Below are 13734 nucleotides of genomic sequence, written 5' to 3' on the forward strand. Positions count from 1 at the left end.
CTTGGGACGAGTTGCCAGTGAGTCAGTAAGTCAGAGTGTTGGTTTGGAAATCACGCGGGCGCATTAGCCCTGGTTGCGTGCCTCGTCGACGGAGAAGCCGGGCTCGTAGAAATTGGCGCTACCGTCCTCGCGGCCGACGATGACGCCGGCCGACATGGTGGGGAAGAGGCCGTTCTCGACCACGCCGGGAATCCTGTTGAGTGCGATAGCGAGCTCTCCGGGGTTCGCGATGGTCTCGAGGTGAGCATCGACAATGTAGTTGTCGTTGTCGGTGATGATCGGCTCCCCATCCTTCATGCGGCGTTCAACGAAAACGTTCGACCATCCCATGGACTCCAGGAGCTGCACAATGTTCTTGATGGTCGTGCCGTAGTAGGCGGGAGTGACCTCGATCGGAAGGGCGAAGGCGCCGAGGGTGTCGACGAGCTTCGAGGCGTCGACAACGGTCAGCATCTTCGTGGAGTTGACGGCGATGATCTTCTCCCACAGGAGGTTGGCGCCGCCGCCCTTGATCATGGAGCCGTCGGGAGCGACCTCGTCCGCACCATCAATGCAGACATCGAGCCCGTCAATGTCATCCAATTCGACGAGGGGCACGTTTAGTTCAACGGCAAGATCGCGGCTGACCTTGGAGGCTGGGGAGCACACGATGTCGAGACCGTCGTTGATTCGTTCCGCGAGCGCACGAATGAAGTGCCAGGCCGATGTTCCAGATCCGAGGCCAACCTTCTGACCGTCCTCGATGAGGGAAGCTGCGTAAATACCTGCGGCGATCTTTGCCTGTTCAGTCGACATGGTGCGTACTCCTTTAGTTCTTCTCAACGATACGACATTGGTCGGCATCGGTTAGGCCCCTGGGAGATGGTCCTTTCGGATCTCCGGGAGATCATCCAACGGTTCATCTGGCTCATAGAGGACCTTGAAGACGGCCCAGATCACGGACAGGATCGGGATGGCGATGATGGCGCCTGCGAGGCCGGCCAGGAACGTGCCCGCCATAACACCAACCGCGATGACAACGGGGTGGAGGTTGACCTGCTTGCCCATGACGAGGGGCTGGAATACGTCACCCTCGAGCTGTCCGATCAGGGCCACACCGAGGAGCACGATGAGTGCTGTCAGGGGTCCGTTCGCTGCGAAGGCGACAACGGTTGCGATGATCATTGCGATCGGGGCACCGAAGAGCGGGATAAAGGCACCGATGGTGACGAGCACTGCGAGGGGTGCCGCGAGGGGGACGCCGAGGATGAGGAGGAGGAAGAAGGCGAGGATGCCGTCGAGGGTGGCGACAATGATCGTGCCGCGGGCGTAACCGGAGAACGCGATCCAGCCGGCGGTGGCCGCCTCGTGGGTCTTCTCCCTGTTGTGTTCGGGAAGCAGGTTGATGAACCAGAGCCACATGTTCTTACCCGACATGATGAAGAAGATTGAGGCCATGAGGGCCAGGGAGATGATCATGATGAGGGTACCGATGGCGGAAGCGCTCGACATGATCTGTTCCGTGATTCGGCCAGTATTGCTTTCAAGCCATTGCATGCCGGTCTCGGTGATGCTGGCCAGCCATTCCCTCACCTCATCGGCCGTGACACTCCACGGCAGATTCGGGTTATCGAGAAGCCCGATGAGGGAGTCGATGCCTTTCGAGAACTGGTCCGCCAGTTCATCCCACTCGCCCTGGACCGAGTACACGACGTAGGTCATGAGACCACCGAAGAGCCCGGTCAAGAGGATGACTGCTACGAGCATTGCTAAGAGTCGTGGCATCCACCGGTCAAAGAAGTCGGTGATGGGGCGCAGAACGGAGGTGAAGACGAGGGCGAGGAAGATCGCGACAAAGATGAACGAGATTCGCGCCAGGGCAAACACGACCATTGATACGACGACAACTATTCCGATGATGTACCAGGATCCGAGCCCGTACTTGGCGAGGTTGCGTGGGACTCCCACGGATGTTCCGGGTAGGGGAGAGGTCGTGTTCTGTAGAGTCGGTGCCGGCGCCGTGGAGGGAGTCACCTGACGCGTCGGCTTTCGTTCTCCGGAACCAGTTGCGGATTTCTTCGTCCGCTTCTTGCGGAACAATGCCATTTTTGCACCCCTTGGTCGCATGCCCTCTCTGGGCCCCTGACACAACCTAACACCTGCGACTTTACATGCAACTCGACTCGGCAACGGGCCCATCATTACCTCGAGAACGAACGCTCAAAGCCACGTACAGAGGAGAACGGAACCATCAAGGCCGAACTAAATATTTGGGAAGAAAAGGACGTGGTCCGTGAATCGATGATCACGGACCACGTTGCCCTGTCAGAAAAACTGACAGCTACTTGCTGCTACCTCAAAGGTATGACTTCTTACTTCTGTTCCCTGTAGGAAGCCTCGATGCGCTCGCCGACCTCCTGGTCGATGTTCTTCCAGTACTGGAAGACGTTGGAGAGAACGGGCTCTTCCACATCGGACAGGAGCGAACCGACAACGGTCTTGACGAGACGGTCGCGCTCTTCCTCGGAGTAGACGTCGCGCACCAGGGTGTGCGCCTGGCCCCAGTCATCATCTTCGGCGTGGAGGGAGTAGGCTGCGCGGACCATCTGACCATCAGCTTCCCAACCGTTCTCGACCGGACCCTGCTCGTCCTGGTAGGCACGACCGTACGAGTTCAGTGCGTACACGGGAGCGTTGCCCGTGTGGTGGTACTGCATCGCGCCCTCCTTGTCGTAGGAGTTGGTCGCGTTGATGGGCTGGTTCACCGGGAGCTGGTTGTAGTTCGTGCCAATACGGTTGCGCTGAGCATCCGGGTAGGAGAACACGCGACCAAGGAGCATCTTGTCCGGGGAGACACCGGTACCGGGAACGGTGTTGGCGGGGGAAAATGCGGCCTGCTCGATCTGAGCGAAGTGGTTGACTGGATTCTCGTTCAGGGTGAAGCGACCAACCTTGTGGAGGGGGTAGTCCTTCTTCGAGATCGTCTTGGTCAGATCGAACGGGTTGAAGCGGTAGGTCTTCGCGTCCTCGTACGGCATGATCTGGACGGACAGGGTCCAGGACGGGTAGTCGCCACGCTCGATCGCGTCGAAGAGGTCGCGGCGGTGGATGTCAGCATCCTCACCAGCCAACTTCGCTGCTTCCTCGTTCGTCATGTTCTCGACACCCTGGTCGGTGTGGAAGTGGTAGACAACCCAGAACTTCTCGCCGGCCTCGTTGACCCACATGTAGGTGTGGGAGGAGTAGCCGTTCATGTGGCGCCAGGTGCGGGGCAGGCCGCGGTCACCCATGAGGTAAGCAACCTGGTGAGCAGACTCTGGCGAGAGGGTCCAGAAATCCCACTGCATGTTGTTGGAGCGCAGGCCTGAGTCGGGCAGGCGCTTCTGGGAGTGAATGAAGTCCGGGAACTTCATGGGGTCACGAACGAAGAAGACGGGGGTGTTGTTGCCCACCATGTCGAAGTTGCCTTCTTCGGTGTAGAACTTCAGCGCGAAGCCGCGAACGTCACGCCACGAGTCGGGGGAGCCAAGCTCGCCAGCAACGGTGGAGAAGCGAGCAAGGACGCGGGTCTTCTTGCCGGGCTGAAGGAAATCCGCCTTCGTGTATGCGGAAACGTCTTCGAGAACCTCAAATTCGCCGAAGGCGCCGGAGCCCTTTGCGTGGGGGCTACGCTCGGGCACGCGCTCACGGTCGAAGCGAGCAAGCTTCTCCACAAGTGCGACGTCGTGCAGAAGCAGGGGACCGTCGGTGCCGACGCTCAGGGAGTTGGAGTCAGAGTCGCGCGGTGCGCCAGCCTCCGTGGTGGACTTCTTGGTTGGGTCGAAATTCGTCATGTACTGTCATCAACTTTCTGGTGTCGCTATTTCCCATGAGCGGCCTCCAGACAGTTCGGGCAAACGCCGTGGTAGATAACCTCAGCCTCGTTAACAGTAAATCCGTGGTCGTCGTCGGGCTTTATACACGGAGCCTCTCCAACAACGCAAGGAACATTCTCGATTCGTCCACACACATCGCACAGAATGTGGTGATGGTTGTCGTGCTCGCGAATCTCGTAGCGGGACTTGCGGCCATCTAACGTAATTTTGCGTACCAAATCAGCGTCGGTGAGTGCATGCAGGACATCGTAAACAGCCTGCGTCGACACAGAGCCAAGCCGATCCCGTACCTCACCAGCAATCAACTCAGCATCAGCGTGCCGATGCTGAGCGATGACAGCCAGGGCTGCCAGCCGGGGAGCCGTCACACGCAACCCTGCATCGCGCAGAGCATCAACGTGTTCGTCGGAAGCCATACCCTCATCCTAACTCTTAAATTGGAACTGTTCCAATGAACAACCTGTGCAAAATAAGTAAATTGTCGTTTACGTCCTTGGTTAATCCTAGGCTAATCCCAGGGAAAGAGTGCGTAGTAGTTTTGCGAATCACGTGCTTCATCAGTGCTTTCCTTGCTCCCGGGAAGGGATGCTCCGATGCTGGTGGGGGACTCGCCAACATGTCTACAGGGGTGACATTTTGGATAAATAGAGCACTTGTTCAAACTTGAAGAACTGAAAGTGCACTTTCGTGACAATGGTGAGTCGCCCTTGCGTCCGCGCCGGGGTGGGATGTTGGCAGTCGCGCTGCTCCGCCCGATTCCAATTTCCAACCAGTTCTCGCGAGCTGCTGACGGTGTGGTCGTGGAGGTTCTAGCAACAGTAGCGTGCACCACTTTATGAGTAGTTGACGATTCAAGTAATAGGTTCTAAGATTTGCTTGAAGCGTCAACTAATGCTCCTCAAGTATTGAAGAAGGTAGTGGATCATGGAAACAACAACTCTTGCCGATGGGGTTACGCTCAACGCATCGACCGGCATGGATGCCGTCACCCTGCGCGTCGGGAACCTGGATCTCATGTCCGATTACTACTCGAACGCACTCGCGCTGACCCCGATCGAGGACAAGGTCCGCGGCGCCGAGGTTCACCGAGTGCTTGGTCGTAACGGCGTTCCGTTCGTTCGCCTCGTTGCCACCCCGGGGCTGCCCGGCGTGGATCCCAGCAAGCCCGGCCTCTTCCACACCGCTTTCCTCTTCGACACCCCCGGTGCGCTCGCGGCAACCGTCTACCGTGCGGCACGCGACGGTCGCGGCGTCTACACCGGTTCCGGTGACCATCTCGTGTCCGAGGCCTTCTACTTCACCGACCCCGAGGGCAACGGCATCGAACTCTACATCGACCGCCCCCGCGATCAGTGGACCTGGGTTGATAACCAGGTGCAGATGGCAACCCTCTACCTCGACCCGAACGAGTTCCTCAAGAACCACCTGACCCAGGAAGAGATGGACAAGGCTCCGACCACAGCTGGAAAGGTTGGTCACGTGCACCTTCAGGTTGGCGACATCCCGACCGCCCGCGACTTCTACGTCGACACGATCGGCTTCGAGTCCACTCTCGCGTACGGCCCCCAGGCCCTGTTCGCGTCGGCCGGTGGTTACCACCACCACGTCGCCATGAACACCTGGAACTCCGCAGGTGCGGGCCCACGCGCGGCTTCCCTCGGTCTCGGCAACGTGGCAATCACCGTTCCCGGCCGTGACGACCTCGATGCTCTCGTTGCTCGCCTCAAGAACAAGAAGGTCTCGTACACCGACAACGGCACCTCGGTCCTGACCGTGGATCCCTGGAACACCCAGGTCAGTATTTCCCTCCCCGGAATCTCGACGGACGAGCTGCTTTCTCGCTAGGTTGTTCCCATGGGAACACCACTCGACTCCGTCCCCGGCATCGGCCGGCCGCTACGTGACGCAGTTGCTCAGGAAGGTTACAGTGACCTCGAGTCCCTGAACGGCGCAAACTTCCAGGAGCTCTTGAAACTGCACGGCGTTGGAAAGGCCGGCCTGCGCCGCGTCCACGACTCGTTGCTTGAGAAGGGCATGGGCCTGACAGGAGAAATTCCGGAGCAACCGGCAAATACCTGGACTAAGGGCCACACGGGCAAGAACGCTGACGATATCAAGACCGCACAGACCTCCGAGGATCCGGCGGACTTCGTTGAGTCCCTGCCGTGGCCGAAGAGAGTCGAACAGGGCAGACAGCTCCTCGACATCTTCTCGGAAGCCACGGGCGAAAAGGGAGTCATGTGGGGACCGAGCATGGTCGGATACGGAGCGGTCCACTACAAGTACGCAACAGGCCGCGAAGGCGACACCTTCCATGTCGGCTTCAGCCCGCGCAAGGCTTCCCTCTCGCTCTATGGGCTACAGGGACACAGGCGGAGCGATGAACTCCTTGCCAAGCTCGGCAAGCACAAACTTGCAAAGGCCTGTGTCTACGTCAACAAGCTTGAGGGCATCGACATCGATGTTCTCCGCGAACTAGTCAAGCACGCCTGGGAGTCGGATCCAGACGACTGCTAAGAAACAGAGCGTCAGCGCCTGCATTCTCGTGCTGAACATGTGAATTGATCACTGTGGGAGGCGGCCAGGACGGCCGCCTCCCACAGTGATTATTGTGTTGCCCCGATGACTGCTAAGTCCTATCGACAGCTGAGTCCTGCCGACCGCTGAGCCTTGCTTATTGCCCTGTCGCAATGGAGAGGGGAAGCTCAGTGTTTCAGCGTCCGAGTTTCGGCTAACGGTCTGAGAACGCGACTCGCCGTTGCCTAGGCTGGCTAGCTCACCGCGCTGTCGATCGGGGTGCTGCCATCCGAGTAGCGGAAGGTCTTACCGATCGATCCGGGGTTTCGCAGGGCTGCCGCGATCGTGAGTGCGACGTTGGCGCGGGACGTTGAGGAGTCGCCGTCGTAGTCCACCTGGTGCAGGTCAACCTGGCCCGTGGGATCCTCGAGTGTGAGGCCGCCGGGGCCCAGGATCGTGTAGTCGAGTCCGCTACCACGCAGGTACTCATCTGCCTCTGCCTTTGCCTGTGCGTAGGTGAAGAACGAGTTGTCTTCCGGAACCTTGTGGTCAAGGCTGGAGGAGAGGAACGAGACCATGACGTAGCGGCTGACGCCAGCGGCCTTCGCTGCCTCCATCGACCGCACTGCAGCATCGAAGTCAACGGCCCTGGTGCGGGCGGGATTGCCGCCGCCGGCACCGGCCGACCATACGACTGCGTCCATCCCCCTCATCGCATCCGCCAATTCCTCTGCGGAGGCGTTCTCAATGTCGAGAACGAGAGCCTTTGCTCCCGTTGCCTCCACATCGGCCACGTGGTCAGGGTTGCGAATAAGAGAAGTGACAGAGTGCCCCTCATCGACAAGGATGGGTGCGGCAAGGAGGGCGACTTTTCCGTGGCCGCCAATGATCAAGTAGTTCGACACGATGGGTCCTTTCTGGTCCGTGGCGTCGCGCGCTTATGTTTCGCGGCACCGTTCGTTGTCATATCCCCAGCCTAGGGTGATCGAAACTCTGACTCCACGGATTGAGCTAGTGGAGAAGTTGGAATGGTCCTTCGAACGGGGCGTGGGGCAGGCAGTGGGGTAAGTCGGGGAGGTGGGGCCTCCCGGTGCTCCACGGGACGTTGCTGTCACTGGGTGGATGGCGGAAGATCTATTTCCTGTAGCCCTGGAACACTGGCAGACTTGAGCTGAAGGTGGTGCTGGTATGAGCGGAAACGAACAACATGGGCGCCGTGCATTGACGATTGCTCTGGTCGCTTTACATACGTCGCCCTTAGCGGCGCCGGGTTCCGGGGAGGCGGGCGGCCTCAATGTCTACCTGAAGAACACGGCACGTGAGCTCGCGGCCCTTGGTCACAGCATTTACCTCGTCACGCGGAAGGGCCATGCGAGCCTCCCCGACGAACAGCGGGTCGGCGAGGACGTGACCGCGGTCTATCTCAAGGCCGGCCCCGTGTCTCCCATGTCAAAGGCCGGTTCCGAGACACTGATCGAACCGTTCCGCGACGCGTTCGACAAGTGGATCTCCAAGCGCAACGACATTGATCTCATTCATTCCCACCACTGGTTCGCGGGTGTTGCCGCGATTCCAGTTGCGCGAAATCACCGGATCAAGCACGTGCAGAGCTATCACTCGCTCGCAGCTCCCGAGGGTACTGGGCTCGATGGTGGTGAGGCCGCAGAATCCCCGGGCCGCATTCCGGGCGAGCAACTGATCGCCACAGCATCCGATCGGATCGTTGCGGTCAGCCAGTTCGAGAAGGATCTGATCGTGGAACGATGCGGTGCTGATCCGGCCAAGGTCTCGATCGCGGCTCCTGGCGTGGAAGAAATCTTCAAGCCCGCACACCGGGGAGGCCACGCGGCCGGTCACCTCAGCCACCCGACCACCGACAAGCCAGACTCGGCGGGACCCTATTTTGTGTTTGCTGGCAGGCTGCACCCACTCAAAGGCCCCGACCTCATCTTGAAGGCCCTGTCGCTCATGACTCCCGACTCGAGGCCGCGGCTGATCCTCACGGGTGATCCGGCCTCGGGCTACGAGCACTACCTGGATGAGCTCCGAGATCTCGTGGAGCACCTTGGTTTGGAAACGAAGGTGGAAAGAAGATCCTCGCTCTCGCGTGAGAAGCTCGCTGAGCTCCTCCAAGGTGCCATGTTTCTCGTGAACCCCAGTCACCTCGAAACGTACGGAATCATTAACGTTGAGGCCCAAGCCTGTGGTATTCCCGTCATTGCGTCAAAGGTGGGCGGTATGACGGAATCTGTTCTTGACGGCAAAACGGGGTATCTTATTGAGGAACGGGACCCGATGACCTGGACTCGTTACATGGAACGGCTGGTCAGCAATGACGAGTTGCGCCACGAGCTTGGTAGGAATGCGAGAGCATTCGCCCTATCCAGGCAATGGTCCGACGTGGCCGCGGAACTCGATGTGATCTACCAAGGAGAAGCTTTGTGAACCTCGTGGAACTCTTTGGGCGGGCCCCGCTCTTTGTTCACGCTCATCCTGATGATGAGACCCTACAAACGGGTTCGCTGATCGCGGCCTGTCGCAACCAGGGCCTCCACACGGCCGTGGTGACTGCGACCAGGGGTGAACTGGGGGAGATCGTCCCGGGAACCATCCCGCTGGATTCGACGATGGAGCAGCTCGCCGCCCACCGCGAGGAAGAACTCGAACTTGCCTCCGAGGTTCTCGGTGTGGATGAGCACTACTGGCTCGGCACCGCACCGGCTCGAGTAGAAGGCCTGGGGAACCGGAAGTACCAGGACTCCGGGATGGTGTGGATATCGGAAGGGGTGGCCGGTCCCTCCGGTGAATCCTCCGAAGGAACGCTGTGTGGCTCAAGCCTTGAGGAAGAGGTCCGCGACCTCGTCGCGCTGATCGAGCTCACCTCTCCCACCGCGATTGTCTCCTACGACCGCACCGGCACGTACTCGCACCCGGATCACATCCGCACCCACGAAATCTCATTCCAGGCCGCACAGCAGGCCGGAATCCCCTTCTTCGAAATCGCCTCCGACATCAACGATCCCGAGTTCCAGAGGCTAGAACTCGGTGAATACCTCGACATCGTCATCGATGCGCTGTCGAAGTACCGCAGCCAGCTCACCGTCTATCCCGACCACATCATGCACGTGGGTGGCCAACGAGACGACTTCTACACGGGAGTCGGCATTAGGCGCCACGAGGGCTAGTTCGTCGAATAGACCGGAATAGTCGAAGGTGAGTTGCTCTTCTTCAGCCTGCCCTGCCTGAGGTCAATGAGAAGGCCGATTCCTGCCCCTATGAGGGCGGGAACAACCCACGCCATGTTGACCGTCCCGGCCGGTAGCATGTCCAGGTACTCGCGCAGGAACGCGAAGGTGCCGATCTTCGTTGCCCACAGGGCCTCGGGGATGGAGAGTAGCCCCGCAATCCAGGCAGAGAGGCGATAGGTCCAGTGGAGCCTGCCCGGAAGCACAATGTCGAGCATCGCGATGACAATGATGCAGATCGCGATCGGGTAGAGCAGCTGGTTTGCGGGAGTGACGATCTCGAGGATCGTCGACAGCCCAAGATTGGCGATCCCAAGGGCGACGAGGCACTGGATGAGAACCATCGCGGGATGGCCGATGCCGGGGAGGAGCCGGCGGAAGTACTGGCTTGATGAGCCAATGAGACCGATCGCGGTAGTCAAGCAGGCAAGAATCGTGACGATGCCGAACACGGCCTGACCCAGTGGACCAAGGGCAACACTCGCGGCGTGAGCGAGGCCCGCCGCGCCATCGGTGAAGCCATTGCCCGCGACCCTCGTGCCGACGGCGGCGAGACCCAGGTAGATGACGCACAGGCCGACGCCGGCAATGATCGAGGCCAAGGTTGCGCCACCGATGAGCTTCTTCCGAGAGGAGAAACCTGCGTTCGCCAAGGACTTGAGGATGATGACTGAGAAGACGAGGGAAGCAATCGCGTCCATCGTGTAGTAACCCTCAAGCAGCCCCACCTGGAGGGGATTGTTCGCGTAGTGAGCCGTCGGTTCACCGCTCACCGGGTCCATGCGAATGATCGTCGTGATGATGAGGGCCGCGAGAACCAACAGAAGTGCCGGAGTCAGGTACGTTCCCAGCCTGTTGATGATCTGCCCCGGGTTCAGGGAGATCAGGCCAACGACCGCGAAGAACACGAGCGTGTACAGGAACAGGTAGCTGGATTCTCCTGTACCACCGCCCCCGGAAACCAAGGGTGCCACGGCGATCTCGTAACTCACGGTCGCGACGCGTGGGATGGCGTAGAGCATTCCAGTCGACAGGAAGATCGCGATGGTTAACACGAGGCCGGGGACCTTGCCGATCCTGGAGGCAATCCCGTCACTTTCGCCGCGCTCCTGTGTCGAAGCGGCGATCATGCCCAGCACGGGTAGTGCCACTCCGGTCATGAGGAAGCCGGTGATCACGAGGGGTACGTTGACACCTCCGGACATGCCAATCATGACCGGGAAGATCAGGTTTCCTGCACCGAAATACATGGAGAAGAGGGCCAGTGCCGTGATGATGATCGTGACTGGCTTCGACTGGTGACGCATAAACCGCTTTCTAGACTTCTCGTGGACCCATCGATGGTACCCACATCACCGCCCGCGACCGTAGGTCCTTCACCACATGTGATGTCATAGACCGCCAGTTATAGTGAGCTGCGCACGTCGTTGCGGATGCTCACTGTCGCGGGTTGTCGGTATCTGCTGAAGGAAACAGTCACTCGGTTCCGACGCGCCCAATCGGAACCGCTCCGTAGCCTCCGACGGGATTCTCTTTGCGCCATGCTTCACCAGTCATCTCTAATCTGCCGCCACGGAGCAGTGCAACGAGTGCCGCCCGCAGTTCCAGTGTGGAGAGGGTCCTGCCCGGGCACACGTGAGGCCCAGTACCGTACACGAGATTCCGGGAGGCGTTGCCCTCGGGATTGAACGCGTCCGGATAACCGAAAGCCCTCGGGTCACGGTTCGCTGCCGTCCAATGGATGAAGACTCTCTCGCCCTCGGGGATGTCGTGTCCTGCGACCGTCACTGCCCTTGTTGTCATTCTCCGATTGGACAGGAATGGGTCATCGATCCGAAGGATCTCGTCGAGAGCAAGATCAAGGGCCCTGGTATTGCTGGAGGCATCGTAGCCTCGAAGGGTGTCGAAGAGGTCCGGGTGAGTGGCAAGGTAATGGGCGACGATACCGATCGAATCGGCGATAGACCCGAGGTCACCCGCGGTCCAGTTCCGCAGGATCGACACGATCTCTGCCATGGTGAGGCGGCGCCGGACGCCGTTCTCTTCAACTGTGTCGCGCATGAGCCTGCACGTTGGATCCTCACCGTTGTGGCCCTCATGGTCGGCAACAATCCGGTGGATAATGTCGGTGAAGTGCTCGGCCGCGGCCGCGGTGCGCTCGCGGTCACCTGATCGTGTGGCGTTCTGATTCTCCGTGATCCAGTTGAGAAGCTCCTGCTCGTAGGATGCATCCCACCCGAGCCAATGCCGCTGGCATTGCACCGCGACGAGGCTACCGAAGTCATTCGCATCAAATGATGAACCCATGTCCGCGTAGATCTCTTGGGCCATGGACTCGAACTGGGGGTAGAGGGGGAGAATCGCGTCATCGGAGAGGTAGCGGTCAATGACTGCCCGGAACCTCCTGTGCTCATCCCCGTCCATGCCGTTTGGAACATTGAGGTGCCGGGACACGTGACTGGAGAAGGACTCGGGGTCCTCGGCCACCAATCGTGCCTCGGCGTTACCCCACACGTTCCACGCTGAACCGTCGTGAGAAACGGGACAGCGCCGCAGGTTCTCATCGCCAAGAGTCCGTGCATCGGTCATGCCAAAGATTCTCTTTCGTTCGTTGTGTCTTGGGGTCGCGGGGTCATGGGGCCGCGGGGTTGTGAGGTCCTGGGGGTGCTGGTTGGGGAGGTGCTTCCTGACGCCGTGGCCGCCACAAGCGCCCGGAGAGGCCGGGAGTGGTGGCCACTGTCAGGAGCTGTAGCCGGACGGCGCTGATGACCCCCGGGCAGGAGCCCACGACCTCCTGATGAAATGAGCTCCTGCCTGGAGAAGAATTATTGGTCGCGGCGAATGCGCACGAGCCACTCGTCCGGACCATCGCCGACGACCTCGTGGCTGAATGTTCCCTCGAGGCCCTTGACTTCCTCGAGAAGCGGGTTCGGCATGTGAGGAGCCTTGAGAAGAAGGGTTCCCTGGGCAGGCAGTGCGTCTATCGCGCCGAGGATGGCGGGATGGCGAACGGCGCGGGGAATGGAGAGCACGTCGAGCTCCTCTTCCTGGACTGGGGTGTTCTTGCACTGGCATTCGTGATCCATGAGGGTCCTTTGCTGATGTTAATCTTTCACCCAATTTAACACGGAAAAAGACAGGCTAATTAGTGGTGAGAGGGCTGTGTGCTGTACATCGCAGAAAACTCCTCTCGGAGTATTCTTGAGAAAACGAAGGGAGCTCATGTTGAACGATCGAATCTCGTCCGTTGTCCGCGTTCTGGATGGTAGCCACGACGAGAGAGTGGCGCTATATCAGCAGTTTCATCAGATACCAGAGTTATCACTCGCCGAGTACAACACGGCAGCGCTCATTGAGCAGTCCCTTCGAAACCTGGGTGTCGAACCCGTACGAGTGGGCGAGACGGGTGTCGTTGCCACGGTTGAGAACGGACCGGGACCGGTCGTTGCGGTCCGCGCAGACATTGACGCACTCCCTGTGGCGGAGCGATCCGGCAAGGACTACGCATCCACCGCCACCGCCACCAATGCTGATGGTGAGACTGTCGGGGTCATGCATGCCTGCGGACACGACGTGCACATCATGTCCCTACTCGGGGCTGTCGAGGCGTTGCTCGCACGCAAGGACCGGTGGTCGGGAACTTTTGTGGCCGTGTTCCAGCCGGGTGAAGAGGCCCAGGAGGGTGCGCGGGCGATGGTCGATGCTGGCCTGGTAAACGCAATGCCGAAACCCGATGTGTTCCTTGCTCAGCACGTCATGTCGCTCATTCCCGGCGGTCACGTGGCGACGTGGCCGGGAATTATGATGTCGGCGGCGGCCTCGATCAAGATCACCATTCACGGCAAGGGTGGTCACGGCTCTCAGCCCGATCAGTGCATTGACCCCATTGTCATTGCGTCGTCGGTTGTTCTGCGACTTCAAACCATCGTGTCGCGCGAGGTGGCACCCAGGGAAACCGCTGTTGTGACAGTCGGTGCGATCAAGTCGGGAAGCAAGTCCAACGTCATTCCCGATACTGCCACGCTGCTCGTCAATACTCGCGCTTTTGATACAGGGGCGGAGAAGGTGCTCCACGAGGCAATCGAACGGATCGTTCGGGCTGAGTGTGCCGCTTCTGG

At 59.8% G+C, this 13734-nt stretch carries 13 protein-coding genes; 5 read left to right on the top strand and 8 right to left on the bottom strand.

All coding sequences use genetic code 11. The features are described 5' to 3' along the window. Positions 1-63: 63 nt before the first annotated feature. From rpiA to QMB98_RS07205, 4 genes are all read right to left on the bottom strand, one after another. Positions 64-795, bottom strand: coding sequence for a ribose-5-phosphate isomerase RpiA (gene rpiA, locus QMB98_RS07190; RefSeq protein ID WP_371685009.1), 732 nt, complete (start codon positions 793-795; stop codon positions 64-66). A 51-nt stretch (positions 796-846) separates the two neighbouring features. Further along, positions 847-2085, bottom strand: a complete 1239-nt coding sequence (locus QMB98_RS07195) for an AI-2E family transporter (protein WP_371685010.1) — start codon at positions 2083-2085, stop codon at positions 847-849. Between the two features lie 266 nt (positions 2086-2351). Further along, a complete protein-coding gene (locus QMB98_RS07200) occupies positions 2352-3812 on the bottom strand; it encodes a catalase (protein ID WP_371685011.1) in 1461 nt (486 codons plus the stop codon). Between the two features lie 26 nt (positions 3813-3838). Further along, positions 3839-4270 carry a Fur family transcriptional regulator gene (locus QMB98_RS07205; protein ID WP_371685012.1) on the bottom strand — a complete coding sequence of 144 codons (432 nt, stop codon included), beginning with the start codon at positions 4268-4270 and terminating at the stop codon, positions 3839-3841. Between the two features lie 508 nt (positions 4271-4778). Between QMB98_RS07205 and QMB98_RS07210 the strand changes: the two genes are divergently transcribed. Both QMB98_RS07210 and QMB98_RS07215 read left to right on the top strand, forming a co-directional pair. Next, on the top strand, positions 4779-5699 hold the full coding sequence (locus QMB98_RS07210; protein ID WP_371685013.1) for a VOC family protein: 921 nt from the start codon (positions 4779-4781) through the stop codon (positions 5697-5699). 9 nt (positions 5700-5708) lie between these two features. After that, complete coding sequence (locus tag QMB98_RS07215; RefSeq protein ID WP_371685014.1) at positions 5709-6371, top strand: DUF1801 domain-containing protein; 663 nt, start codon at positions 5709-5711, stop codon at positions 6369-6371. A 254-nt stretch (positions 6372-6625) separates the two neighbouring features. On the opposite strand, the gene QMB98_RS07220 is transcribed toward QMB98_RS07215, so the two are convergent. Further along, a complete protein-coding gene (locus tag QMB98_RS07220) occupies positions 6626-7276 on the bottom strand; it encodes an SDR family oxidoreductase (RefSeq protein ID WP_371685015.1) in 651 nt (216 codons plus the stop codon). A gap of 283 nt (positions 7277-7559) precedes the next feature. Between QMB98_RS07220 and QMB98_RS07225 the strand changes: the two genes are divergently transcribed. Continuing rightward, positions 7560-8816 carry a glycosyltransferase gene (locus tag QMB98_RS07225; protein WP_371685016.1) on the top strand — a complete coding sequence of 419 codons (1257 nt, stop codon included), beginning with the start codon at positions 7560-7562 and terminating at the stop codon, positions 8814-8816. Then, positions 8813-9556, top strand: coding sequence for a PIG-L deacetylase family protein (locus tag QMB98_RS07230; RefSeq protein WP_371685018.1), 744 nt, complete (start codon positions 8813-8815; stop codon positions 9554-9556). Before QMB98_RS07225 ends, QMB98_RS07230 begins: the two co-directional genes overlap by 4 nt. On the opposite strand, the gene brnQ is transcribed toward QMB98_RS07230, so the two are convergent. The 3 genes from brnQ to QMB98_RS07245 form a co-directional block, all read right to left on the bottom strand. Then, on the bottom strand, positions 9553-10923 hold the full coding sequence (brnQ, locus tag QMB98_RS07235; RefSeq protein ID WP_371685019.1) for a branched-chain amino acid transport system II carrier protein: 1371 nt from the start codon (positions 10921-10923) through the stop codon (positions 9553-9555). The two genes, QMB98_RS07230 and brnQ, sit on opposite strands and share 4 nt — an antisense overlap. A gap of 169 nt (positions 10924-11092) precedes the next feature. After that, positions 11093-12205: a cytochrome P450 gene (locus tag QMB98_RS07240; RefSeq protein WP_371685020.1), complete on the bottom strand. Its 1113-nt coding sequence runs from the start codon at positions 12203-12205 to the stop codon at positions 11093-11095. Between the two features lie 236 nt (positions 12206-12441). Then, on the bottom strand, positions 12442-12702 hold the full coding sequence (locus tag QMB98_RS07245) for a DUF2249 domain-containing protein (RefSeq protein ID WP_371685021.1): 261 nt from the start codon (positions 12700-12702) through the stop codon (positions 12442-12444). Positions 12703-12838: 136 nt separating this feature from the next. On the opposite strand from QMB98_RS07245, the gene QMB98_RS07250 reads away from it, so the two are divergent. After that, a partial coding sequence (locus QMB98_RS07250; protein ID WP_371685022.1) for an amidohydrolase occupies positions 12839-13734 on the top strand: 896 nt, incomplete at its 3' end.

This window comes from Flaviflexus sp. (assembly GCF_041440645.1).
Taxonomy (GTDB): domain Bacteria; phylum Actinomycetota; class Actinomycetes; order Actinomycetales; family Actinomycetaceae; genus Flaviflexus.

Coding starts and splice junctions, on each gene's coding strand:
- QMB98_RS07200 (WP_371685011.1), bottom strand. CDS start 3,812: ATGACGAATTTCGACCCAACCAAGAAGTCCACCACGGAGGCTGGCGCA.
- rpiA (WP_371685009.1), bottom strand. CDS start 795: ATGTCGACTGAACAGGCAAAGATCGCCGCAGGTATTTACGCAGCTTCC.
- brnQ (WP_371685019.1), bottom strand. CDS start 10,923: ATGCGTCACCAGTCGAAGCCAGTCACGATCATCATCACGGCACTGGCC.
- QMB98_RS07215 (WP_371685014.1), top strand. CDS start 5,709: ATGGGAACACCACTCGACTCCGTCCCCGGCATCGGCCGGCCGCTACGT.
- QMB98_RS07225 (WP_371685016.1), top strand. CDS start 7,560: ATGAGCGGAAACGAACAACATGGGCGCCGTGCATTGACGATTGCTCTG.
- QMB98_RS07195 (WP_371685010.1), bottom strand. CDS start 2,085: ATGGCATTGTTCCGCAAGAAGCGGACGAAGAAATCCGCAACTGGTTCC.
- QMB98_RS07210 (WP_371685013.1), top strand. CDS start 4,779: ATGGAAACAACAACTCTTGCCGATGGGGTTACGCTCAACGCATCGACC.
- QMB98_RS07240 (WP_371685020.1), bottom strand. CDS start 12,205: ATGACCGATGCACGGACTCTTGGCGATGAGAACCTGCGGCGCTGTCCC.
- QMB98_RS07205 (WP_371685012.1), bottom strand. CDS start 4,270: ATGGCTTCCGACGAACACGTTGATGCTCTGCGCGATGCAGGGTTGCGT.
- QMB98_RS07245 (WP_371685021.1), bottom strand. CDS start 12,702: ATGGATCACGAATGCCAGTGCAAGAACACCCCAGTCCAGGAAGAGGAG.